This window comes from Oryzophilus luti (assembly GCF_059726245.1).
This window is the reverse complement of record NZ_AP040874.1, coordinates 2,538,127-2,560,579: the sequence shown is the minus strand read 5'-3', so window position 1 is coordinate 2,560,579 and position 22,453 is coordinate 2,538,127. Positions and strand designations below refer to the sequence as shown.

At 63.0% G+C, this 22,453-nt stretch carries 19 protein-coding genes, 1 tRNA gene and 1 riboswitch; of the genes, 5 read left to right on the top strand and 15 right to left on the bottom strand.

What is annotated here, in order from left to right:
• Positions 1 to 129: 129 nt before the first annotated feature.
• Together AC6IZO_RS10995 and AC6IZO_RS10990 are read right to left on the bottom strand one after the other, a co-directional pair.
• Positions 130 to 1,239, bottom strand: coding sequence for a DUF2891 domain-containing protein (locus AC6IZO_RS10995; protein ID WP_497804842.1), 1,110 nt, complete (start codon positions 1,237 to 1,239; stop codon positions 130 to 132).
• Between the two features lie 128 nt (positions 1,240 to 1,367).
• Positions 1,368 to 3,224 carry a carbon starvation CstA family protein gene (locus AC6IZO_RS10990; protein WP_497804841.1) on the bottom strand — a complete coding sequence of 619 codons (1,857 nt, stop codon included), beginning with the start codon at positions 3,222 to 3,224 and terminating at the stop codon, positions 1,368 to 1,370.
• A 246-nt stretch (positions 3,225 to 3,470) separates the two neighbouring features.
• Here AC6IZO_RS10990 and mgrA point away from each other — a divergent pair, with 246 nt between their 5' ends.
• The gene (gene mgrA, locus AC6IZO_RS10985) at positions 3,471 to 4,457 is read left to right on the top strand and encodes an L-glyceraldehyde 3-phosphate reductase (protein WP_497804840.1); all 987 of its coding nucleotides are present in this window, start codon (positions 3,471 to 3,473) and stop codon (positions 4,455 to 4,457) included.
• 234 nt (positions 4,458 to 4,691) lie between these two features.
• The gene (locus tag AC6IZO_RS10980) at positions 4,692 to 6,554 is read left to right on the top strand and encodes a sodium:solute symporter family protein (protein WP_497804839.1); all 1,863 of its coding nucleotides are present in this window, start codon (positions 4,692 to 4,694) and stop codon (positions 6,552 to 6,554) included.
• Between the two features lie 68 nt (positions 6,555 to 6,622).
• Here AC6IZO_RS10980 and AC6IZO_RS10975 read toward each other — a convergent pair whose 3' ends face one another.
• From AC6IZO_RS10975 to moaA, 6 genes are all read right to left on the bottom strand, one after another.
• Positions 6,623 to 7,930 carry an SH3 domain-containing protein gene (locus AC6IZO_RS10975; protein WP_497804838.1) on the bottom strand — a complete coding sequence of 436 codons (1,308 nt, stop codon included), beginning with the start codon at positions 7,928 to 7,930 and terminating at the stop codon, positions 6,623 to 6,625.
• A 70-nt stretch (positions 7,931 to 8,000) separates the two neighbouring features.
• Positions 8,001 to 9,092 (bottom strand): 6-phosphofructokinase, encoded by a 1,092-nt coding sequence (locus AC6IZO_RS10970; protein WP_497804837.1) that lies wholly within the window; start codon positions 9,090 to 9,092, stop codon positions 8,001 to 8,003.
• Between the two features lie 90 nt (positions 9,093 to 9,182).
• A complete protein-coding gene (locus tag AC6IZO_RS10965; RefSeq protein ID WP_497804836.1) occupies positions 9,183 to 9,830 on the bottom strand; it encodes a hypothetical protein in 648 nt (215 codons plus the stop codon).
• 76 nt (positions 9,831 to 9,906) lie between these two features.
• The gene (locus AC6IZO_RS10960) at positions 9,907 to 10,362 is read right to left on the bottom strand and encodes a DUF2203 domain-containing protein (protein ID WP_497804835.1); all 456 of its coding nucleotides are present in this window, start codon (positions 10,360 to 10,362) and stop codon (positions 9,907 to 9,909) included.
• A gap of 72 nt (positions 10,363 to 10,434) precedes the next feature.
• Positions 10,435 to 11,589 (bottom strand): quinolinate synthase NadA, encoded by a 1,155-nt coding sequence (gene nadA / locus AC6IZO_RS10955; RefSeq protein ID WP_497804834.1) that lies wholly within the window; start codon positions 11,587 to 11,589, stop codon positions 10,435 to 10,437.
• A 341-nt stretch (positions 11,590 to 11,930) separates the two neighbouring features.
• A complete protein-coding gene (gene moaA / locus AC6IZO_RS10950; RefSeq protein WP_497804833.1) occupies positions 11,931 to 12,923 on the bottom strand; it encodes a GTP 3',8-cyclase MoaA in 993 nt (330 codons plus the stop codon).
• A 52-nt stretch (positions 12,924 to 12,975) separates the two neighbouring features.
• Positions 12,976 to 13,108, bottom strand: a riboswitch (molybdenum cofactor riboswitch).
• A 259-nt stretch (positions 13,109 to 13,367) separates the two neighbouring features.
• On the opposite strand from moaA, the gene AC6IZO_RS10945 reads away from it, so the two are divergent.
• On the top strand, positions 13,368 to 14,195 hold the full coding sequence (locus AC6IZO_RS10945) for a hypothetical protein (RefSeq protein WP_497804832.1): 828 nt from the start codon (positions 13,368 to 13,370) through the stop codon (positions 14,193 to 14,195).
• A gap of 104 nt (positions 14,196 to 14,299) precedes the next feature.
• A tRNA-Sec gene (locus tag AC6IZO_RS10940) sits at positions 14,300 to 14,398 on the top strand.
• A gap of 92 nt (positions 14,399 to 14,490) precedes the next feature.
• On the opposite strand, the gene cysE is transcribed toward AC6IZO_RS10940, so the two are convergent.
• The 6 genes from cysE to AC6IZO_RS10910 all read right to left on the bottom strand — a co-directional run bounded on the left by cysE (position 14,491) and on the right by AC6IZO_RS10910 (position 19,767).
• Positions 14,491 to 15,258 (bottom strand): serine O-acetyltransferase, encoded by a 768-nt coding sequence (cysE, locus tag AC6IZO_RS10935; RefSeq protein ID WP_497804831.1) that lies wholly within the window; start codon positions 15,256 to 15,258, stop codon positions 14,491 to 14,493.
• Between the two features lie 219 nt (positions 15,259 to 15,477).
• A complete protein-coding gene (locus tag AC6IZO_RS10930) occupies positions 15,478 to 17,184 on the bottom strand; it encodes an electron transfer flavoprotein-ubiquinone oxidoreductase (RefSeq protein ID WP_497804830.1) in 1,707 nt (568 codons plus the stop codon).
• A 62-nt stretch (positions 17,185 to 17,246) separates the two neighbouring features.
• Complete coding sequence (locus AC6IZO_RS10925; RefSeq protein ID WP_497804829.1) at positions 17,247 to 17,624, bottom strand: four helix bundle protein; 378 nt, start codon at positions 17,622 to 17,624, stop codon at positions 17,247 to 17,249.
• A gap of 56 nt (positions 17,625 to 17,680) precedes the next feature.
• On the bottom strand, positions 17,681 to 18,664 hold the full coding sequence (locus AC6IZO_RS10920; protein WP_497804828.1) for an electron transfer flavoprotein subunit alpha/FixB family protein: 984 nt from the start codon (positions 18,662 to 18,664) through the stop codon (positions 17,681 to 17,683).
• Between the two features lie 89 nt (positions 18,665 to 18,753).
• Positions 18,754 to 18,990, bottom strand: a complete 237-nt coding sequence (locus tag AC6IZO_RS10915; protein ID WP_497804827.1) for a hypothetical protein — start codon at positions 18,988 to 18,990, stop codon at positions 18,754 to 18,756.
• Between the two features lie 24 nt (positions 18,991 to 19,014).
• A complete protein-coding gene (locus tag AC6IZO_RS10910) occupies positions 19,015 to 19,767 on the bottom strand; it encodes an electron transfer flavoprotein subunit beta/FixA family protein (RefSeq protein WP_497804826.1) in 753 nt (250 codons plus the stop codon).
• Positions 19,768 to 20,248: 481 nt separating this feature from the next.
• On the opposite strand from AC6IZO_RS10910, the gene AC6IZO_RS10905 reads away from it, so the two are divergent.
• A complete protein-coding gene (locus tag AC6IZO_RS10905) occupies positions 20,249 to 22,000 on the top strand; it encodes a methyl-accepting chemotaxis protein (RefSeq protein ID WP_497804825.1) in 1,752 nt (583 codons plus the stop codon).
• 30 nt (positions 22,001 to 22,030) lie between these two features.
• Here the strand turns inward: AC6IZO_RS10905 and AC6IZO_RS10900 are convergent, their stop codons facing one another.
• On the bottom strand, positions 22,031 to 22,306 hold the full coding sequence (locus tag AC6IZO_RS10900; protein WP_497804824.1) for a hypothetical protein: 276 nt from the start codon (positions 22,304 to 22,306) through the stop codon (positions 22,031 to 22,033).
• Positions 22,307 to 22,453: the final 147 nt, after the last annotated feature.

Below are 22,453 nucleotides of genomic sequence, written 5' to 3'. Positions count from 1 at the left end.
GGCTGTGCGCTTCAGCGGGGCGGGAATGGAGTGCTTCGTCATTGTGACAGTGAGAATACTGGAGACTTATGCATAAGTCAATTCGCATAAGCAAAAAACATGGCCGTCGTTACCGTTTCTGATGTGCCACTAACGTTGTGCAATGCCCCGATGCGTCACCAGATAAACGGCGAAGCTGCCGAGCCAGTGCCCGCCTTCATAGTGCTCGCCGGTGACGGCCGCAAGCCCCGCTTTGCGATGCGCGTCGGCGGCGGCCTGCAATGCGGCGCGGCGGGTGTCGTGCTTTGGCAATCCGCTCAACATGCCTTCCAGCATCCACGCACGGCTCAGGTTCAGGCCGTCCAGATGCGCGAGCTTCGGATCGCTTGGGTCGGGCGAGACTGCCACCGGCAGCCAGCGTGCGTCGGCCTTTGCCGGAATCTGCGGCAGGAACTGCGTCAGCCATTTGGCGTATTCGTTCGCGGGCAGCACGCGGCGCATCAGGTCGGCCTCGGCAATGCACGGCGAGAGGAAGGCTTCGCCATCCGGTTCATAGGCGAGCGGACAGTTGCGGTCCTTCAAAAAGAACTGGCGCGCCTTCTGGTCCAGCAGCGTGGTGAACTGCGTGTCGCCCGTGGTGCGTGCGTAGTCGAACATCAGCCCCATGGCAAAGGCCGTCTGCGCGTGTTCGCCAATGCGGATGGGGTGCGGCAGCTTGGGCAGCCACGTCTTCAGGCGCGTGAGCGCGGCATCCTCCACAGGATGCAGGTTTGCCGACCACTGCTTTGCCTGCGGATCATTCCACTCGTGCAGCTCGGCCGCCAGTTGCAGCAGCCAGGCCAGTCCGTAAGGCCGCTCGAAGCTGGCGCGGCCCTCACCTTTCAGGTAGAGAGTTTCCTGCGCAAGGTTCTCCGGGGTTAGGCTCTGCGCCAGCGCGGCGCGCGCGGCGGGCGCGAACTCGGCGTTCGGGAACGTGCGCGCCAGCCGGGCCAGCAGCCAATGTCCGTGCACGGAGCTGTGCCAGTCGAGGCAGCCGTAGAAGGCTGGCGTCAGCTTGTGGGGCGCGGCTACATCGGCATCGCTGTTCAGCGTGTGCGAGATATGGTTCGGATATTCCTTGTGGGTGCAATCGAGCGCAAGCTGCGCAAAGCGCGCGGCGGCCTTGGCGTCGAAGGCCGTGTCGTTGGAGGTCTGCGCGTAAAGAGCGGTGGAAGCCAGCAGCAGAATTGCAATTGAGAGAAACTTGGTCGCGGAGTTCACGTCCGCATTGTAGCGCGCAGGGTGTGCGGTGAGACGCAACGTGATTCGTGCGAAGCGAATTGAGCTGCAAATGAAAATGCGGAGAGGTTGTTGCCTCTCCGCACTCTTGTTGCAGAACAAATCAATAACTAGCAGCAGCCCATCTTCACCGTAGCGACTTCCGGCTTGCCGAAGGCCTCCTGCGGAATCGGCTTGCCTTTGAGCGTCTGGTAGCAGCGCCACACGGCGTTGCACACCACCAGCACCACGCCCACGATGAAGATGACCATCAGCGTTGAGTCGAGCAGTCCCTGGAAGTGCTTGCCCGGCTCCATCGTCAGCGGCCAGAAGATCTTCTGGATCGACAGCACGCCGGCCGTCACTGTGGTGACGCCGACAAAGAGCATCGGCACCACGGTGAAGATCGCATACTTTGCCTTGCCCATGTTCACCAGGAAGGTGCTGACCACGGCGAGCGCAATGGTTGCCAGTAGTTGGTTGCCGGTGCCGAACAGCGGCCAGATGGTGCTGATGTTGCCGGTGTAAATCAGGTAGCCCCAACTCATCACAACCAGGGCGGTGCAGAACAGGTTGCCGGGCAGCCATGCCTGCTTCTTGAACGGCGCGTAGGCCTTGCCGAGCAGTTCGCTCAGCACATAGCGGGCAACGCGCGTACCGGTGTCGACTGTGGTCAGGATGAACAGCGCCTCGAACATGATGGCGTAGTGGTACCAGTAGGCCATCAGCTTGTCCATGCCCGGAATGCCGCGGAAGATGTGCGCCATGCCCACCGCGAGCGAGACTGCGCCGCCGGTGCGTCCGGCTAGCGTTTCGCCAATCTCCTGCGAATAGGCGTTCAGCTCGACAGTGGGGAATGTGGAAGCGATCTTCGCGTACACCGCCGGCGGGCAGTTGATGGCGAAGTAGTCGCCGGGGAACATGGAGGTGGCGGCGATCAGCGCCAGCACGGCGACGATGCCTTCGCACATCATGGCGCCGTAGCCGATAAAGCGCGCGTCGGTTTCCTTGTCCAGCATCTTTGGCGTGGTGCCCGAAGAGACCAGCGAGTGGAAGCCCGAGATGGCGCCGCAGGCAATGGTGACAAACAGGAATGGGAAGAGCTTGCCCTTGATGATGGGGCCGCCGCCGTTCACAAAGCTGGTGACGCTGGGGAACTGTATGTTCGGATGCACCACCAGCACGCCGATGATGAGCAGCGCGATGGTGCCCAGCTTCACGTAGGTGGAGAGATAGTCGCGCGGTTCCAGCAGGAACCAGACCGGCAGAATCGAGGCGATAAAGCCGTAGGCGGCCATCAGGAAGGTGATCTGGTGCTCGTTGAAGTTGAGGTAGTGCGCGGCGCCGGAGTTGGCGAAAATGTGTCCGCCCCACACGGCGGTGAGCAGCAGGATGACGCCCACCACGCTCGGCATGCCCACGTTGACTTCACCGCCGTGGCCGGTCTTAAACATGGCAATGCCCATGCCGATGGCGATGGGGATGGTCATGCCGATGGTGAAGACGCCCCACGGACTGCCCGCCAGCGCCTTGACCACGACAATGCCAAGTCCGGCGAGCGTGACCAGCAGGATGAAGAGCACGGCGATCATCGCCACCAGTCCGGCGAAGCTGCCGATCTCGGTGCGTGCGATCTCCGCCAGCGATTTGCCCTGATGGCGCACGGACGCCACCAGCACCAGAAAGTCCTGCACGCAGCCGGCCAGCACGGCGCCGAACAGGATCCACGCCAGGCCGGGCGCAAAGCCGAATTGTGCGGCCAGCGTTGGACCCACCAGCGGACCGGCTCCGGCGATGGCGGCAAAGTGGTGTCCGAACAGAACCCACTTTGGAGAAGCCACGTAGTTGTGCCCATCGGCGTACAGGTGGGCGGGCGTTGTACGGCTGTCGTCGAGCGCCAGCGCCTTTGCCGCCAGGAATGCGCTGTAATAGCGATAGCCCAGGGCAAAAGCACAAAGCACGCCGATCATCACCGGCAGTGTGTTCATGTTGGTCATCTCCTCAATGAGTGCGAATCAATCTGGGATGGCGAACACGCGGCCGTCAAGGCTCCTCTGCTGTCACACCATGCCAGCAGCATCATTCCCATCCCTGGGTATGGCGCGGAATTGTATCCGAGTTACGGGGGAAACTCACGCCACTTTTTGGGCTGGCGGGGAATTGAGGCAAACGGACAACTCTGGTAGCGTGGTCGCGGCGATTGTTCGCACTGGTTTCGCTTCGGGAGGTATGTTTTGTACACCGCGCTCGAAAGCCGATACACGCAGATGACCTACCGCCGCTGCGGGCGCAGCGGTCTTCGCCTTCCCGCCATTTCGCTGGGCCTGTGGCACAACTTTGGCGGCGTGGACACCCTGGAGAACGCGCGCGCCATGCTCTGCCGCGCCTTCGACCTCGGCATTACGCACTTCGACCTGGCCAACAATTACGGCCCGCCGCCGGGCTCGGCCGAGGAAACCTTCGGCGTCATCCTGCGCCAGGAGTTGCGCCCCTATCGCGACGAGCTGATCATCTCCAGCAAAGCCGGTTACACGATGTGGCCGGGGCCGTATGGCGACTGGGGCTCGCGCAAGTATCTGGTGGCCAGTTGCGACCAGAGCCTGAAGCGCATGGGTCTCGATTACGTGGACATCTTCTATTCGCACCGGCCCGACCCGGAAACGCCCGTGGAAGAGACCATGGCCGCGCTCGACTTTATCGTGCGCAGCGGCCGCGCGCTCTACGCCGGGTTGAGCAACTACCGCCCGGAGCAGACGCGCAAAGCCGCCGCCATTCTGCGCGAACTGGGCACGCCGTTCGTCATCCACCAGGACCGCTACTCCATGTTCGACCGCTGGGTGGAGCCGGAGTTGCTGCCGCTGCTCGATGAGGAAGGTGTCGGCTGCATCGTCTTTACGCCGCTGGCGCAGGGGCTGCTCACGGATCGCTACCTGCACGGACTGCCCTCGGATTCGCGCGCCGTGCGCTCGGGCGTCTTTCTCAAGCCGGAGCAGATCACGGAGGAAAAGCTGGCGAAGGTGCGCGCGCTGAATGAAGTTGCCAAGGCACGCGGTCAAAGCCTGGCGCAGACGGCGCTGGCCTGGGTGCTGCGCAAGCCGACCGTGGTGAGCGCGCTTATCGGCGCCAGCCGTCCCGAGCAGATTGAGCAGAACGTGGCTGCGCTCGCCCGGCTGGAATTCAGCGAAGAAGAACTTGCGCGCATTGAGCAGATTCTGCGCTGAGCACGAGCGTTTATCCGCTGGGGTGAGACGTTTCGGGGCATACGCCTGACCGCGCATGCCTCGTCCGGAAACTTCATGCTTCCGGTTGCCGCGCGAGTCTGGTAGACCAGTATCGAGAGCATGAAGCTCGTACAATAGCCGCACGTTCCTGTGTGTGTGCGGTTGTGCGGAACGCAACAGCCTTGAGCCTGCGCTCGCGTAGCGCAGGAGAGTCCGTTTTCCGGAAGGTCCCCCATGAGTTTGAGCCCGTTTGATTGGCTCGCGATTCTCGGTTATCTCGCCATCACCCTGATTCTCGGTCTCTACTTCCGCTCGCGCTCCAGCCGCAGCGTGGACGACTATTTCGTCTCCGGCCGCAACGTGAACTGGTGGCTGGCCGGCACGTCGATGGTGGCCACCACATTTTCCGCCGACACGCCACTGGTCGTTGCCGGGCTGGTTTACACGCAGGGCATCAGCGGCAACTGGCTGTGGTGGGGCTTCCTGCTCTCGGGCATGATGACCGTCTTCCTGTTCGCGCGGCTGTGGAGGCGCAGCGGCCTGCTGACCGACGTGCAGCTCGCCGAGATCCGCTATTCGGGCAAACCGGCAGCCTTCCTGCGCGGCTTTCGCGCCATTTATCTCGGCCTGCTCATCAACTGCGTGGTGCTCGGCTGGGTCACCAAGGCCATGACGAACATCGTCAGCACCACGCTCGGCGGCTCCGGCCTGTTGAACGCGGTCGGCGGCTTCTGCGCCGCGCATCTCGGAGCCATGTGGGGAACCTCGGACGGTGCAGCGCTCGCCATCTGCGTCTTCATTCTCATCCCGCTCACAGGTCTCTATGTTTCGCTCGGCGGTCTGTGGGGCGTGCTCTGGACCGACCTGTTCCAGTTCGTGCTGAAGATGACCATCGTCATCCTCATTGCGTGGTACAGCGTGGCGGCCGTTGGCGGCATGGATGCGCTGCTGGCCAAGCTGGCTGCGGCCCGCGCGCAGGCCGGTCCCGGCGCAGCCAATCCGCTCAGCTTCTTCCCGGACTTCTCGCAGGGGCTTGGCGCGCAGCCGATGTGGTCGGTGCCGGTCACGGCGTTCCTCGTCTATGTGGCGCTGCAATGGTGGGCGTTCTGGTATCCGGGTTCGGAGCCCGGTGGCGGCGGCTACATTGCACAGCGCATCTTCAGCGCGCGCAATGAGCGTCATGGTCTGCTCAGTGTGCTCTGGTTCAACATTGCGCAATACGCCGTGCGCCCGTGGCCTTGGATCGTCACTGCCCTGGCAGTCATCGTGCTCTACCCGGGCCTGCAGCATCCGGAAACCGGCTACATGCTGGCGATGAACCAGCACCTGCCGCACTCCATGCGCGGCATCGCCATCGCCGGCTTCCTCGCGGCGTTCATGTCCACTGTGGCCACGCAGCTCAACTGGGGCGCGTCGTACATTGTCAGCGACTTCTATCGCCGCTTCATTCACCGCGAGGCCAGCGAGCACCACTACGTCATCGTTTCGCGCCTCTCGACCGTGCTGCTTGTCATCGCCTCGGCTTGGGTCTCGGTGAATCTGTCCTCCATCGGCAAGGGCTGGGAACTGGTGATGGAGATTGGCGCAGGCACCGGCGCGGTTTACATGCTGCGCTGGTACTGGTGGCGCATCAACGCTTGGAGCGAAATCAGCGCCATGGCGGCCTCGCTGGTTTCGGCCGTAACGCTGCACTTTGTGCAGCCCTTCCAGGGCAGCGAGCCCAAGGTGTTTGCCCAGACCGCGCTAACAACCACCGTCTTCTCGACCATTGTGTGGGTGGCGGTCACGTTCCTTACGCCGCCCGAGCCGCGTGAAACGCTGGAGGCCTTCTACCGCAAGGTGCGGCCTGACGCGCGCATGTGGCAGCCTATCGCGCGCCTGGTGCCCGACATGGAACAGACCCGCGACATTGGCGGCAACCTTGTCAACTGGGTGCTCGGCTGCGCCATGGTCTACCTGGCGCTGTTCGGCACCGGCAAAATCATCCTGCGCGAACCAGTGGGCGGAACCGTGCTGCTTGTCCTCAGCCTGGCGGCTGCTGTTGTGCTTTACCGGCGCATTCAGCGTGGCTGGAGCGAGAGCGAAGACGAAAGCTAGGCTCGCAACAGGCCAAACAGAAAGGCACGGCGGTGGCCGTGCCTTTCTGTTTGCAGCAAACTTCGCGATCAGCGTTTGTGCGCGGCCTTGGCTTTTGCCTTCGGTTTGGCCTTTGACTTGGCTGCGGCATTGTTCTTTGCTGCCTTGTCTTTGGGGGCAACGGGCACGGCCTGCGCGGTCTTGGCGGGCTGCTCGCCGGGGGCAAGCACGCGACGCACAATCGGGCCGATCATCCGGTACTTGCGCTGGGCCTCGGTGCCGTTATCGAGCTTCACGCGAATGGTGAAGACCGGCTGCCAGCCTTCGGGGAACTGCTCTGTCGCGGTCGTGACCGGCAGGTAGCCCATAATGTTGCGCTCGCGGTAGGCGGTTTCGTAGCGGTGCCGCTTCAGGTTCCAGCTGAAGACGCGGATCTGGTTGAAGTCGTACGGCAGGCCGTCTTTCGGCTCATTCAGCACCACAAGGTATTGCGCCACCTGCTTGTCGGCGTCCTGCACGGTGTTGAGCACGAAGGCTGCCTGGATGCGCTGGCCCTCGGCGTACTGCGCCACTTCCAGCGGCACGTCCAGGTCGATCATGCGTGCCAGCACCCAGCCCACGTGGCCGTCCTTGCTGCGAACCAGCCACCAGTCGTCATACTGCTTTGGCTTCTCTTCTTCGGGAGGCTGCTGCCCGCTGGCGGTTGTGTTTCCGGCTGTGGGGTTGCTCGCGGCGCTGCCCGGCTTGGTGCTTGCGGAAGGCGGCGGCGCGACGGGGCCCTTCGGCGGACTCGGCGGAAGCTGCTTTTCCGTGGCTTTGTTGGGCGTCTGCTTCGGAGCGGTTTTGACGGGCTTTTGCGGCTCGCCGCTGGCCTTGGCAATGGCGGCGGCCTTGGCGGCGGCAATCTGTTCGGGGGTGGCGCGCTCGGTGACGCCGCGGCGGATGATCTCGACCTTTTCGGCGTCGGCGAGCTGGTAGAGCGTTTCAGTCTCGCGACCGGGGGCGACGTGCATGTTCAACTCGGCGCGCGTCAGGCCGTGTCCCTGTACCGGGGACTGCTGGTTGTCCTTGGCCATCTTCTCAAAGGCTTTGAAGGTGTCGGCGGTCACCAGGCTACGCAGCTCCACCCAGCCTTCCTGCCCGCTCATGGTGCGGACACGGGCAAAACGCTTCACCTTCTCCAATACCTCCACGCGCTCGCCATTCTTGAGCGTGCCGGTCTTGTTGTAGACGGCGGCCACGCGGTCGCGCAGAGAGGTCTGCGGGGCCGAAACGTACATGGCCTCGTGCAGTTCGCGGGAGACGCGCTTGCAGGCCGCACCGGCCAGCAGCAGGCAGGCCATCAGCAGCAGTACCACACCGCGCCGCAACGCGCGGGAAACGTCAACAGTGTTCATTGCCACGCCTTCCACTATAGCGCAAGCAAAACGGCACGCCGTAGCGTGCCGTCTCACGGAAGTACAGAGGCTACTCGTCGCCGAAGTGCACGCCAATGGAGCGGGCGGTGCGGACCAGTTCGCCGTCCGGGTCCACGCACTTCATGCGGCCCAGGGCCTCGGCAATGTCCACATAGGCGATCTTGGCGCTGCGCAGGGCCACCATCTTGCCAAAGCCGCCTTCGGCAATCAGGTCCACGGCCGCCACGCCAAAGCGCGTGCTCAGGATGCGGTCATAGGCCGTGGGCGAGCCGCCACGCTGCACATGGCCCAGCACGGTGACGCGCACTTCCTTCTTCGACCCGGCCTCAATGGCCTCGCCGATGAGGGCGCCCACGCTGACCGCCTTCGGAATGGAGCCGTAGCGCTCCTTGTAATCGCGGACGATGTCCTCGGGAACCTTCACGCCCTCGGCCAGCGAAATGATCGTGTACTTCTTGCCGAAGATGTTCCGCTGATTGATAAACGAGCAGACGCTCTCGATGGTGAAGGGAATTTCCGGGATGAGGATGACGTGCGCGCCGCCGGCGAGGCCGGCTTCGAGCGCAATCCATCCGGCGTCGCGGCCCATCAGTTCCACCACCATGACGCGGTGGTGGCTTTCGGCCGTGGTGTGGATCTTGTCGAGCGCGTCGGTGGCGGCCGTCACCGCGGTGTCAAAGCCGAAGGTGACTTCCGTGGCGTCCAGGTCGTTGTCGATCGTCTTGGGCACACCGACCACGGGCAGGCCCTTCTTGGAAAGGTCGTAGCCGATCTTCTGTGTGCCGTCGCCGCCGACCACGATCAGGCAATCCAAGCCCATCGCCTTGGCGTTCTTGATGACCTCGTCGGAAAGGTCACGCGTGACCTCGCCGGAGTCGGTCTGGATTTTGTAGGCAAACGGGTTGCCGCGATTAGTGGTGCCCAGGATGGTGCCGCCGCGCGGCATCAACCCTGACACGTCATTGAGCAGCAGCGGACGGGTCTTTTCCGGCCAGATCAGGCCGTCAAAGCCGTCGCGCACGCCGATCACTTCCCAGCGGTACTTGAGCACCGCTGTCTTGACTGCCGCACGGATCACCGCGTTCAATCCGGGGCAGTCGCCGCCTCCAGTGCAGATGCCGATTTTGCGAATCTCAGTCATGAGTTTGCTCAATAAAGACGGAGAAGTTCCGTGTAGTATGAATCACCCTAAATTGTAACCTACGGACGGCGGGCGCCATAGGCTGCGTGCCTACTGGATGAGCGAAATGGCGAGGTCGTTGGACAAAGTGGAACTGGTGGTCGTTATGGTCGCGGTGATGGTGGGGCAGGTGATCAGCGTCAGCCCACCGCAGGCCGCCACAGGGGTGACCACGCCGCTGGAGCTGACCTTGGCGTAAGAAGTGTTGGAACTGCTCCAGGTGACGTATTTGGTGACCGCCGTATTGGTGCCATTGAGCACGACCGTCGCCGAATACTGCGCGGTGCTGTTCAGCGCGATGCTGGTGCTGCCGTTGACCGTGAGAGAAGTGGGGAGCGTGCTGGTGGTGACCAGTGCGTTCGCCGTGCCGGTCACGCCGCCGCTCTTGGCGCTGATGGTGGCTGCCGAGTAGCTGGCCGAGCCTGCCACCGCCGTTACCGTGCCGGAAGCGACGCTTGCCACCGAGCTGTCGCTGGTGGTCCATGTGGCGGAGGAGGTGACGTCGTTGCTGGTGCCATCGACCAGCTTGGCGGTGGCCGTGAGGCTGACTGTGTCGCCAGCTTTCAGCAGTACAGCCGAGGGCGAGAGCGTAACGGTGTTGACCGTGCTGCCGGAGACAAAGAAGTTTCCGCAACCGGCGCAGAACACTGTGAGAACCAATAGCACCGCCAATGCCACGCGAGCCCGTGCGCGAACCATCGCCTGCCTCCCTGTGTGCGCCCCAGTCCTCTGCCCAGGCCGTGCGCCCGTGGGGCCGGACGCGGCTGCCGCCATGCTACTCCAAATCGCTGGAGCTTGCCCCACCATCGGAGCCGGGGGCGTTGGCAATCCGCTCGTCGATCGGCTTGCGTCCGGCAAAGCCCTCTTCCACGCTGTGCCAGTGTGTGATGCGCTCTTCGCCCAGCCGCCAGCAGAGCAGCACAATCTCGCCGTCCACCCGGCAGGGAAAGTCGAGCAATCCGGTGTCGATGTCCTTGACCTGCACGCCGATGGCGTCGATCTCCTGTAACAGATCCTTGGCCTTCTGCAGGGCCTTTTCGCGCTCGGCCTTGCGGAGCGCCAACTGCTTCACGTCCACCAGCGTGCCGCCGTTGATGAAGATGCGGGCGTTCAGTTCCTGAAACTCGCTTTCGATCTGTTCAATCAACTTCTTGGCGCGTATGGAGCCGCGCAGCAGGGATTCGAGCACCGGCAGCATGGCTTCGGCTTCACGCAGGCTGAACGTGCGCATGGCTCCTCCTCATCCTCAAGCGGCAGAGACGCAGAGGGCGTGCCGTGGCACGCCCTCCCGCTCAACTCTTGATTACCGTATCTCCAGCATTCTGTCGAGAGCCACGCGCGCCCAGCGCTTGGTCTCCGGAGCCACCTTGATCTGGTTGACCACGTGTCCTTCCACAAGGTTTTCCAAGGCCCAGCACAGGTGCTGCGGTGAGATGCGGTACATCGTGGTGCACAGGCAGCCGGTGCTATCCAGCGAGATGATCGGCTTGTCCGGATACTGCTTGGCCAGCCGGTTCACCAGGTGGATCTCGGTGCCGATGGCGAATACCTGTCCCGACGGGGCCTCAGCCACCAGCTTGCGCAGACGGTCGGTCGAACCCAGCTCGTCGGCCTTCTGGCAAACCTCCCAGCGGCACTCGGGATGCACAATGACCTTGATGCCCGGATGCTCGGCGCGGACCTTGTCCACATGCTCCGGCAGGAAGCGCTGATGCACCGAGCAGTGTCCCTTCCACAGAATGACCTTGGCGGCTTTCAGCCGCTCGGGTGAGACGCCGCCGCCGATCATGTACGGGTCCCACACCACCATCTGGTCGAGCGGGATGCCCATGCCGTAGCCGGTGTTGCGGCCCAGGTGCTGGTCGGGCAGGAACAGAATCTTCCTGTTGCGCTCAAAGGCCCAACGGAAGGCCGCCGTCGCGTTCGACGAGGTGCAGACCGCGCCGCCGCGCTCGCCGCAGAAGGCCTTGATCGCCGCCGTTGAGTTCATGTAGGTCAGCGGCGTCATGCCGTGGCCTTCCTCGGTGGTGATGCCGAGACGCACAAGTTGCTCCCAGCAATCCTCCACCTGTCCAATCTCGGCCATGTCGGCCATGGAGCAGCCGGCGTTCAGATCGGGCAGCACCACGCTCTGGTCGCCGCGCGCCAGAATGTCGGCGCTCTCGGCCATGAAGTGCACGCCGCAGAAGACGATGTAGCGTCCCTTGGCCTGCGAGGCAAGCTGCGAAAGCCGCCAGCTATCGCCCTGGTAGTCGCTGAAGCGGATTACCTCGTCGCGCTGATAGTGGTGTCCGAGGATGACGCAGTCCTCGCCCAGCCGTTCGCGGGCACGGGCAATGCGCTCGTCCATGGAGTGATCGGGTTGAACCAGATAGTTTTCGAGCGGACACACTTCGCCGCTCACAATGGGCGCCGGTCCTCCGGCGGTACTCGGGTACGTCGTAGCCAACTTCGTCACGCTTTCAGCCCGGAGCCAGCGCTCGCGGACGGGGATGTTGAAAGCTATTTCGCGGCTTCAGCGGATGCACATGCGCTTGTTTGCGCCCCACCCGCGGGGATGTTGGAGCCGAACTTTCTATGTAAATGATGCATGAATTCCACAGGCGGATGCAAATGCGCGGAGCCGCAGAACGCGCCAATCTTCTCCTCGGCGATGGCGCGCCTCGGCGAAGTACGAAATTACGAAAGTGCGAAAGTACGAAGTGATGAATCGCTGAATGGACGCCCCGGAGCCGCAGGCTCGCCAAGCGCAACGCCGCTGCTCCTGGGAACAGGGAACTGAGAACCGGGAACGCGGTCCTACCCCCCGATGTGCACCATGCTGCGCGAGGGCCGCTCAAAATCCTGCTCGCCAATGCGGTGGCGCGGTTCTTTCTGCTCCACCACGTGCTCAATGTAGTGGCGCAACTCGTCGTCGCTGGCACCGTCGCGCATGCGCTTGTGCAGGTCGTGCTCCAGCACGGAGAACAGGCAGGTGCGCAGCTTGCCGTCCGAGGTCAGCCGTATGCGCGAGCACTGTCCGCAGAAGGGCAATGACACGGGCGCGATGACGCCGATCTCTCCCGGCGCTCCATCGGCGAAGGCATAGCGGCGTGCGGTCTCACTGGCGCCGTGCGGCAGCTCGCGCAGCGGGTGTACGCGCTGAATGCGCTCGACCACCTCGGCCAGTGGAACGACTGTCTCCGGCGTCCACAGGCGATCTTCCTCCAGCGGCATGAACTCGATAAAGCGCACCACAAGCTGCTCGCGGCGGGCGAAGTCGGCAAAGGCCTCGATCTGGTCGTCATTAAAGCCGCGCAGCAGCACGCAGTTGATCTTCACCGGCGGCAGTCCTGCTTCGCGTGCGGCATGCAGGCCGGCCATCACGCTCTCGTAACCGTTGGGCACGCGCGTGATGCGCGCAAACAGCGCGGGATCCACGGCGTCCATGCTGACCGTGACGCGGTTCAGTCCGGCCTGCTTGAGCGGTGCCGCCAGTTTGGCCAGCAGGTGGCCGTTGGTGGTAATGGCCAGGTCGAGTGGACGGCCCTCCAGCGTGCGCAGCGTGGCCAGCTCGCGCACCAGTTCCAGCAGGTCAGGACGCAGCAACGGCTCACCGCCCGTCAGCCGTACCTTGGTGACGCCGAGCGACACGAACAGCCGCGCAATGCGCAGGTAGTCCGCCAGCGGCAGGTCATGGAACTGCGCTCCGTTGTTGCCGGTGCGGCAGTAAACACAGCGGTAGTTGCAGCGGTCTGTGATGGAGACGCGCAGGTCGTGGATGGTGCGTCCGTACTTGTCGACTAATGCCATAGGGTCCTGCCGAAAGGTGGCGCAGCGACCCCGCGCCCTGGAGCAGGCGCACTGAAAGGTGGCGGCGTTTCCTTTCCACTCGGGAGGCGTGGCCGTTTCCCGCCACACCCTCGGCGCGTTGCTCCGCGCCTCGCCGGGGAGGCCATCCTGTGGGCAGGCCGCTCCGGTCGGAAACTGTCATGTCAATTATAAGAGATGCCGGGAAAGCGTGAGGGGTTGCAATGCGCCTTTTCTGCGGATGCTCCCCACAAAAAGAAGTGGCCCGATCTTCCGGGCCACCTGTAACAGCCTCTTGAGAGAAAGAGTTGTACTTCGCTGCAGGTATCAACCCGCTGTGGCTGTTCAAGTTGCACCAAAGTTTACAAAACTTACCTCCATGCGGGTTTACGCCCTCGGCGGCAAGCGATAGAGTCAAATCGAGCCTGCAAAATTCGCTCGTTTCGCATGAAGAGTTCGTCCACCCGGTTTCTCATCGTCGTGACCCTTGCCTGCGTGCTGGCGTTTGCCGGCTGCGGCACCATCAGCCAGCCGGTTTCGCTGCCCACCGGCAACTGGCTGATGACGACGCGCGTGGCCGGGGCAGCGGCCTCAACAGGTTCGCTGGGCGCCAGTCTGCAGCAGAATGGCAGCAACCTTACAGGGGTTCTGCACAGCATCAGTTTCAGCCGGTGCTCCACGCCGCGCATGCCCGCCATCCAGACGCAGACCAACATCCCCGTTACCGGCTGGATACAAGGTTCGAGCGTGCATCTCACGTCCAATTCCGTCTACGGGCAGGTCATCACCATCGACGCGCAGTACAACGGCTCTGCACTGAGCGGCAGCTATCAGGTGCAGGGCGGCTGTGCCGACGGCGAGCAGGGCGTGCTGAGCGGGCGTCCTGTGGCGAACCTGAGCGGCACCTGGACGGGCACCACGGTTGCGGGCACACGCGTCACCGTCAACTGGCAGCAGCAGAGCTCTCCTACCGTGGACGGTGTTTTTTCGCTTGGCGGTACCGCCACCATCAGCAACGGGCCTGACTGTTACCCCTCCGGCACGCTGAAGCTGCAGCAAGGATATTCGGAGGCGGGAGCGCCGGTCTCTTCGTTCGTCACCGGCAACGCGCTCAGCGTGGCGGGTGCGGATACCAGCGGGCCGCATCACGTGGCGCTGGCCTTGGCCGGACTGGCCCACAGCCGGGGCATCACCCACAGCATCACCGGCACGCTCACGCTGTCCGGCGTCGGCTGCGGCTTCCATCCGCAGCAATTCACCCTGACCAAACAGTAAGCGCCGGGAACAATGTTCTCGCTCGCATCCGCACAAGCAGCGCATTCCGTGCCTGTTTGACTCCGATGCCACTTTGCTTTGTAATCGCTGATAGATTTTGCAACGGAAGCGAAGGGGGTCCGGTGATCCTCCCGGTCTTCAAAACCGGCGCGGGGCGTCTTCGCGACGTCCCGGGTGCGTTCGACTCGCACACGCTTCCGCCAAACGCTCTCGCCTGAGCAGAAGTTCCACTCCGCAGGCAGGATCGTCTTCTGCCCTATTCCGTACTTCGCAATTTTGAAATTTCGTATTTTGCTTAGATGCCCAGTCCGCCCTCGTGGGTGGAGTTGGCGAGCATCTGCTTGCGGAAGGTGTCAATGTCGAGGTCCTCGTCGGCCAGGCACTGGAGCGGGGTCGGCGTCTGCGCCTCCACGGCCTGGGCCACCACGCCGTCCAGCTTGTCGAGCCGCCGCTTGAGCTGCTCCACCTGCGCGCCGAGCGCAATGATGACGTCGGAGAGCGGGTCCTTGATCTGGTGAGGGTCGGTGATGAGCACACGCTGGCCGTCGCGGTAGACGATGTGGCCGGGCACGCCAACGACGGTCGAATTCGGCGGCACGTCACGCAGTACCACCGAGCCGGCGCCGATGCGCGAGTTCTCGCCGATGGTGATATTGCCGAGCACGTTGGCGTTGTTGCCCACAAAGACGCCGTTGTGCAGCGTGGGATGGCGCTTGCCCTTTTCCTTGCCGGTGCCGCCCAGCGTCACGCCCTGGTAGAGCGTCACGTCATCGCCGACGATGGCGGTCTCGCCAATCACCACGGCCATGCCGTGGTCGATGAAGACCCGGTGGCCGATGACGGCGCCCGGGTGGATCTCCGTGCCGGTGAGCCAACGGGCCACCTGCGAGAGGAAGCGCGCCAGCAGCCGCCAGTTGCGCAGCCACAGCCAGTGCGTGATGTGATGAGCCCACACCGCATGCAGTCCGGGGTAACAGAGCAGCACAGCCACCGTGGAGGTTGCGGCTGGGTCGCGCTCGAAAACCGAGCGAATATCTTCGCGGACTGAGGACAAGAAACTCATGCAGACAGTTTATACAACGGATGCGAGGCGCGGGGACGGGATTCAGTTCCGTCGAGCAACGGAAGCCTGAGAACAAGCGAAGTAGGAAATGACGAAAGTACGAAATGGAAACCTCTTCGCTCAGGCCCCTACCGCATTCACCCTACCGGTGAAAGTGCGGAAGACGCGCGCGGGGCTGTCCCAATTCGTACTTTCGAACTTTCGTCCCTTCGTACTTTCCTACATGCCCTCGTAGTTCGGGCCGCCGCCACCCTCGGGCGGCACCCAGGTGATGATCTGGTACGGGTCCATGATGTCGCACGTCTTGCAATGCACGCAGTTCGAGGGGTTCAGGTGGATCTGCTTGCCGCCACCGGGGGCATCCACCATCTCGTAGACGTTGGCCGGGCAGAAGTTCTGGCACGGGCTGCCGAACTCCTGTACGCAGCGCGTGGCGCACACGTTCGTATCGAGAATGACGAGGTGCGCCGGCTGGTCCTCCTCGTGCTTGGTGCCCGAGTGGTAGACGTCGGTCAGCTTGTCGAACGTAAGCTTGCCGTCGCCCTTCGCGGGACCAAGGAAGGTGCGGTCGTCGCCGTAGCCCTGCATGTCGACCGTGGTCTTCATGCGCGTGTGTCCGGGGTGTGATGGATAGCGCTCAAACAGGCCGCGGCCGCCGGTGAACTGCTGTAGCCCCGCATGCAGCATGCCGGGCAGCAGCCCGTTCTCAAAGCCCTGGTGGAAGTTGCGCACCGGGTAGAGTTCGTCGCGCAGCCACGAAGCATCGACCTTGGCGCGGTAGCTGCTCAACTGCGCGGTCGTGAAGTTCTGTGCCAGCAGAGCCTCGAAGGCGGTTTCCGCCGCCAGCATGCCACTCTTGATGGCCAGGTGGATGCCTTTCAGCCGCTGCGAATTCAAAAAGCCCGCCGAGTCGCCGACAATCATCCAGCCGTCACCGCCGAGCCGTGGCAGCGACCACCAGCCGCCATAAGGCAGTGTCTTCGCGCCGTAGCGAACCATTTTGCCGCCTTCAAGCAGGCGGGCGATCATCGGGTGCTGCTTGAACTGCTGGAGCACGTGCTGCGGGTCGGTGCGTGGGTCGGGGTAGTCGAGCGCCGTCACGTAGCCGAGCGAGATCGTGTTGTCCTTGCCGCCATAAATCCACGCGCCGCCGTATTCCTTGGTGGTCAGCGGGTAGCCGAGCGTGTAAATCACCTCGCCCGGCGCCACGCGTCCGGCAGGCAGCTCCCATAGCTCCTTTACGCCCACGCCGTAGGTCTGCGGATTGCGCTCGGCGTCGAGGTCGTAATGCTTCACCAACTGCTTGGTCAGCGAGCCGCGTGAGCCCTCGGCCAGCACCGTGATCTTCGAGCGCAGATCGTAGCCGGGTTCGAAGTTGCCCTTCGGCTGGTTCTGCTTGTCCACGCCCTTGTCGTCGGTGCGCACGCCCGCCACCGCGTTGCCTTCAAATAGAAGCTCGCTGCCGGCAAAGCCGGTGAAGAGCGTGACGCCGCTCTCCTCCACCTTCTGCCCCAGCCACTTGGCAAAGCGGTTGATGGAGATGACGTAGTTGCCGTGGTCGCGCATGGGCGGGGGCACAATGGGTGCTTTGAGCGCATGTTTGGCGGTCAGGAAGTAGAAGGCTTCCTTGGTGACCTCGGCCTCGATGGGCGCTTCCGTCTCCCATCCGGGCAGCAGTTCGTTCATGGAGCGCGGATCGAGCAGCGCGCCCGAGAGCAGGTGAGCGCCAACCTCGCGCGCCTTGTCGAGCAGGTAGATGTTCTCCTTCGAGATGGGCGCGTCGGGGTGGGTCGCGTTGTGCGCGTCAATGAGTTGCGCCAGCCGCAGCGCGCAGGCCAGGCCCGAAGGCCCGCCGCCGACAATGACAACATCGGCTTCCATCACGGGGTGGTCAACATTCGAGAGAGGGGTGCGGAATGTGATCATAAGCTCGCGGTTTCGAGTTTCGTGTTTCAAGTTTCAGGTTTCGAACCGAATCGCCTGTGCGACTATGCTCGCAATGAGCGGTCTCCACGGCGCAGGGAGTCCAACAGGCCATTTACTAGGCGCAAGACTTCACCACTCTGGTATTCGAAGGCATCGAGTTGTTTCTTCTTTAAGTAGTTCAGTTCAGCAGCAATTTCAGCTTGTGTTTGCAGCTCGAGCACCGAGCCACGAGAAATGCAGAGGAATTTGGCAAAGTCTGCTCTGCTTCCTCGCCCCTGACCTTCCGCAATGTTGGAAGGAATCGAGATCGCTGCTCGACGCATTTGCGCCGTCAGCCCCCATGCTTCCTTGGCCGGGAAGGTATCCGTCAGGCGGTAGACTTCCAGCGCAAGCAGCTTTGCTTTCTGCCACACGATCAGGTCACGGAAGGAATGTCCCATCGCCGAGAATCCTTTCTCGAAACTCTCAACTTGAAACTCGAAACCGAAACTTCCTGTTACCCCTTCGCCTTCTTCACTTCTTCGGTCAGCGCCGGAACAATGTCAAACAGGTTGCCCACCACGGCCACGTCGGCCACTTCAAAGATGGGCGCTTCGGCGTCCTTGTTCACGGCCACAATGTGGCGAGAGCCCTTCATACCGACCAGGTGCTGGATGGCGCCGCTGATGCCGAGCGCGAGGTAGAGCTTGGGTGCTACGGTCTGTCCGCTGCTGCCCACCTGCCGCTCCATCGGCAGCCAGCCCTGGTCGCAGATCGGGCGCGAGGCCGCTATCTCGCCGCCGAGCGCGGCGGCCAGAGCCTGTGCGATCTCGATATTCTTCTGCTCCTTGATGCCTCGCCCCACGCTGACGATGATCTCGGCCTGCGTCAGGTCCACGGCCTGCTTGGCTTCCTTGAACGGAGCTTCGGGCTTGGTGCGCGCCGTGGCAGCTTCGGCGGCGAGGTTCTCAAGCGGCGCTGGCGCCGCGCCCTGCTCGCACTGGTCTCCGCGGAAGGCGCCGGTCTGGAAGGTGGCGAACCACGGGCCGGGGCCAGTGAAGCTGACGTCGGCGGCGTACTTGCCCTGGAACATCTGGCGGGTAAATACGAGCTTGCCGCCTTCGTACTTGAAGCCGATGGAGTCGCTGATGACGGTGCTGCCGAGCGCGGCGGCCAACCGTGGCGCAAAATCGCGCACCTGGTAGGTGTGCGGCATCAGTACCAGCTTGGGTGCGTGCTTGGCCAGCAGCGACTTCAGCGCCGCAATGTAGGTGTCCGGCGTGTAGGCCGCCAGGCTTTCGCCTTCCACGCAGTAAACCTTGGAGAGCTTTGCGGCCGCGATTTCCGCGGCGACCGGCGCAACGCCTGTGCCAAGCACGGCGGCTTCCAGTGCCCAGCCAGTGGCGGCCGCAACGGCCTGCGCGCCCGTCAGCGTCTCCCAGGAGACGCGGTTCAACTTCCCATCACGCTGCTCGACTACGACCAGAATCGTCTCTGCCATTCGAATCCCTTTCGGATGCACTCTTTCGGTTCAGGCCCGGGCCTCCGCAGAGGCCACTGTGAATCTGCATCGCTGCGGCGCCGTCCGCGTTACTTCTTCATTGCGGCGTTCTTCATGCGCCAGCCGATGATGTTGAGCACCAGTCCCAGTACGGCAAGCGCAAGCACCGTGTAGAAGATCGCCGAGCCGCCCAGCCGTTGCTCCGCCGGACGGAAGAACAGGCAGAGCAGGGCAAAGCCCCACAGAATCCAACCCACCACGGTTACGGCCATGCCGCGCTCGCGGCGAGACTCCACATCCATTTCTTCCGGTTTGTTGTCGGTCATGGCGCCCCCTTGCGTCGTGCGCGCCTACAGCACGCCCATCTCGTTCTTGAGCTTCTCCACCAGCTTCTTTGCCTGCTCGGCCGGAGTGCCCTCAAGAAATTCCGTCTTCTTCGTCTTCTGCGGAACGTAAAGTCGCTCGATCTTTTGCAGGTTCTCACCCATCGCCGGAGCCACCTCGTCCCAGGTGACCTTGCGCAGCGGCTTCATCTTCGCCTGTTTGATGCCGATCAGCGTGGCGTAGCGCGGCTTGTTCAATCCGCTCTGGATGGTGAGCACCGCAGGCAGAGGCACGTTCACGTATTGGAAGTAGCCGCTCTCAAGCTCGCGCTTCACGCGCAGGCCTGCGTCGGTCTTCTCAATCTGCATGATGATGGTTGCGTGTGGCCAGCCGAGCAGCTCGGCAAGCAGCACGCCGGTCTGCGCGTAGCCGTAGTCATCCGACTGCAATCCGGTGAAGACCAGATCGAATTGCTCGTCCTTGATGGCGGCAGCGATGGCGCGCGCAATGTTCCAGGCGTCGAGGCCGACAAAGCGGTCGTCCTCAAGGTGTATGGCGCGGTCGGCGCCCTTGGCCAGCGCTTCGCGCAGCACGGTCTGGGCGCGGGCCGGTCCGGCGCTGATGACGACAACCTCGCCGCCGTGCTTCTGCTTCTGCTGCAGAGCTTCTTCCAGCGCGTAGGCGTCCGGCTCATTTACTTCGTAGGAGACATCTTCACGGATCCACGTCTGCGCGTCGTTCAGCTTCAGTGGAGCGTCCTTCTGTGGAACCTGCTTCATGCATACCAGGATCTTCACCCAGGCACCTCTCTACACAGGTCTGGGCCGCGGGCGCACCGCAGCCTTACAGCAACGTCACAAAGTCGGAAAGCAAAACGAAAGACTCAGCGGGTCCACCCCTGACCCCGGAATCGGCAACCCTTCGGCTGCGAGACTGGCGAGTATATCCCGAGGCCCGAGAAAAATGAATACCCATTCAGTCGTTGGATTCGATGCGTGCGGATTCCGCGGGTGGCAAAAAATGTGAGGAGCGTTGGCAAAGGTTTCAGGAAATCCATTCAGCCGGAGTCAGAGTGGAAAGAAGCCGCAGACACTCCCATTCGCGGAGGCGCCAGCGGGTAACTTACGAAAGGGCTTTGTACAAATCTGCTTCAGAAATGAAATCCGGCCACCGTTATGCGCGTTACCTGGCTGAAATCCCGCCGGGGAGGATTCAGAAAGAGCCTCTGAAGACTGACATTGCTGGCTGGAGCAGACGCCCATGTTTCGCATCGCTGACATCAAGTACAAAGTCAAACTCTCCCTGATCGCCGTGGCCGCGCTGGCCGGCATCGTCTCGGTCTACGGAGTTTCGTTCTTCACTATGCGCCAGGTCGAGATTGGCAGCGACCGCTACAAGCTGGAGATTCTCGACAAGGACCTGATGTCCGACATCTCGCCGCCCGACCTCTCCATGGCGGAGTTTCCCACGGTATTCCTGCAGATGGAAGGCACGCAGGACGCTGGCAAGGTGCAGAAGCTGGTGGAGCGCTTCGACAGCATGGCCGCCGCCTACGACAAGAAGCACGAGTACTACCTGCAGCATGTGAAGGCCCCACGCGTGCGTCAGTTGCTGGAAGGCGACTCGCACCGGCTGGCGGCGAAGTACATGGAGATCGCGCGCAACGAGTACCTGCCGCTGATCCGCGCCGGCAAGCCCGCCGAAGCCCGTGCCCTGCGCGAGCAGAAGATGCTGCCGCTCAATACGGCGCAGCAGGCCGCCCTGCAGGAGTTGAACACTGCCGTGCAGGAGCGCATTCAGGAGAACGAAAGCCTGGCGCAGTCGGAGGTCACGCGCGGCCTGTGGACGATGGGGGTGATGGCGCTGGGAATGGGCGGCGCGGTCAGCCTGCTGGTCTTCTTTGTTTCGCGGCACATCAACGGGCAGATTGCGAAGTTGAACGAGGCCTCGGCGGCCCTGGCCCAGGGCGATATGACGCACCGCATTGATGCGCGCTCCAAGGATGAACTGGGCGATGTGGGCCGTGCGTTGAATGCGTCATTCGAGAAGATTGGCGACACCATCACCGGCATCAGCCGCCACTCGGAGACCCTGGCCCGCGCCTCGGAGGAGATTTCCGCCTCCGCCAATAATGTCTCCACCGCCTCCGGCCTGCAGCGTGACCAGGTGAGCCAGATCGCCACCGCCATGCACGAGATGAATTCCACGGTGAACCAGGTGAGCGACAACAGCCGCGACGCGGCCTCCAACGCGGAAGCTTCCGGCAAGGCCGCCGCTGATGGCGGCAAGGTGGTGGAGCAGACCATCGGCGTTATCCGTGAACTGGCCGACGCCACGCGCGATACCGCCGGGAAGATCGAGGAACTTGGACGCTCGAGCGAATCCATCGGCAAAATCATCGGCACCATCGACGACATTGCCGACCAGACGAACCTGCTGGCACTCAATGCCGCCATTGAGGCTGCCCGCGCCGGGGACCAGGGGCGAGGCTTTGCCGTGGTGGCTGACGAGGTGCGCAAGCTGGCCGAGCGCACCAGCAGCGCTACCAAGGAAATCGCGCAGATGATTCAGACCATCCAGCGCGAGACGGGCAATGCCGTGGACGCCATGCGCCGAGGGACGACCAAGGTGGACGCCGGCGTGGCCGCCGCCACCGAGGCTGGCAACGTGCTCCAGAACATCATCAGTTCGGCCGAGCACCAGCACGACATGGTGACGCAGATTGCCACGGCAGCCACGCAGCAGGCCGCTACCGCCGAGGAGATCACCAACAACATGACGGAGATCGCGCGGATGGTGGAGCAGTCGGCCAACAACGCCGAGCAGTCCGCAAAATCCTGCCAGGACCTGTCAGGGCTGGCCTTGGAATTGCAGCAACTGGTCTCGACCTTCAAGGTGGATAACAGCCGCATCAGCCCCATGCAGGCGCAGCCGGGCGGCAACGCCGGATGGACTGGCGGCGACCTGGGCTACAAAGGCGGAGCCCAGGCGTACAGCGCAAGAGTGCAGTAGGGAAGCGTGCGGCGTGAGGCAGCCGGTGGCTTACTCGAGGAAGGCCACCGACTGCACGCCCGCGATCTCAAAGGGTTTGCGGCAGCGCATGTTCTTGCAGCCGACCTTGTCTTCGCGGCGCACCATGTAGCTGCGCCACTTGGCAAAGCGGGCGCGGTCGCGCTCGTCGGCGCGTCCGGATAGAGACTGTTTCTTGGTGCGCACCAGCCAGCTGATGTCGTACTCGGCGCTCTGCCCGCAGTGGGGACAGGTCAGGGTGTGCTTGCGGGTTTCGGCGCGCTCGTTGTAAAAGTCTCTCTCTTCCATCCCGACATTATAGGCGCGCAGAGGACCGGTTACGAAGGCTGTTTGCAGAGGCCCCCACTCCGGAAAGTCTCCCGGCCGAAACCCCGGCTTTCGCGGACGATTTTAGAACTCTCTTGCGGGCAAGAGAACCAGCGCCGAGCCGTTCAA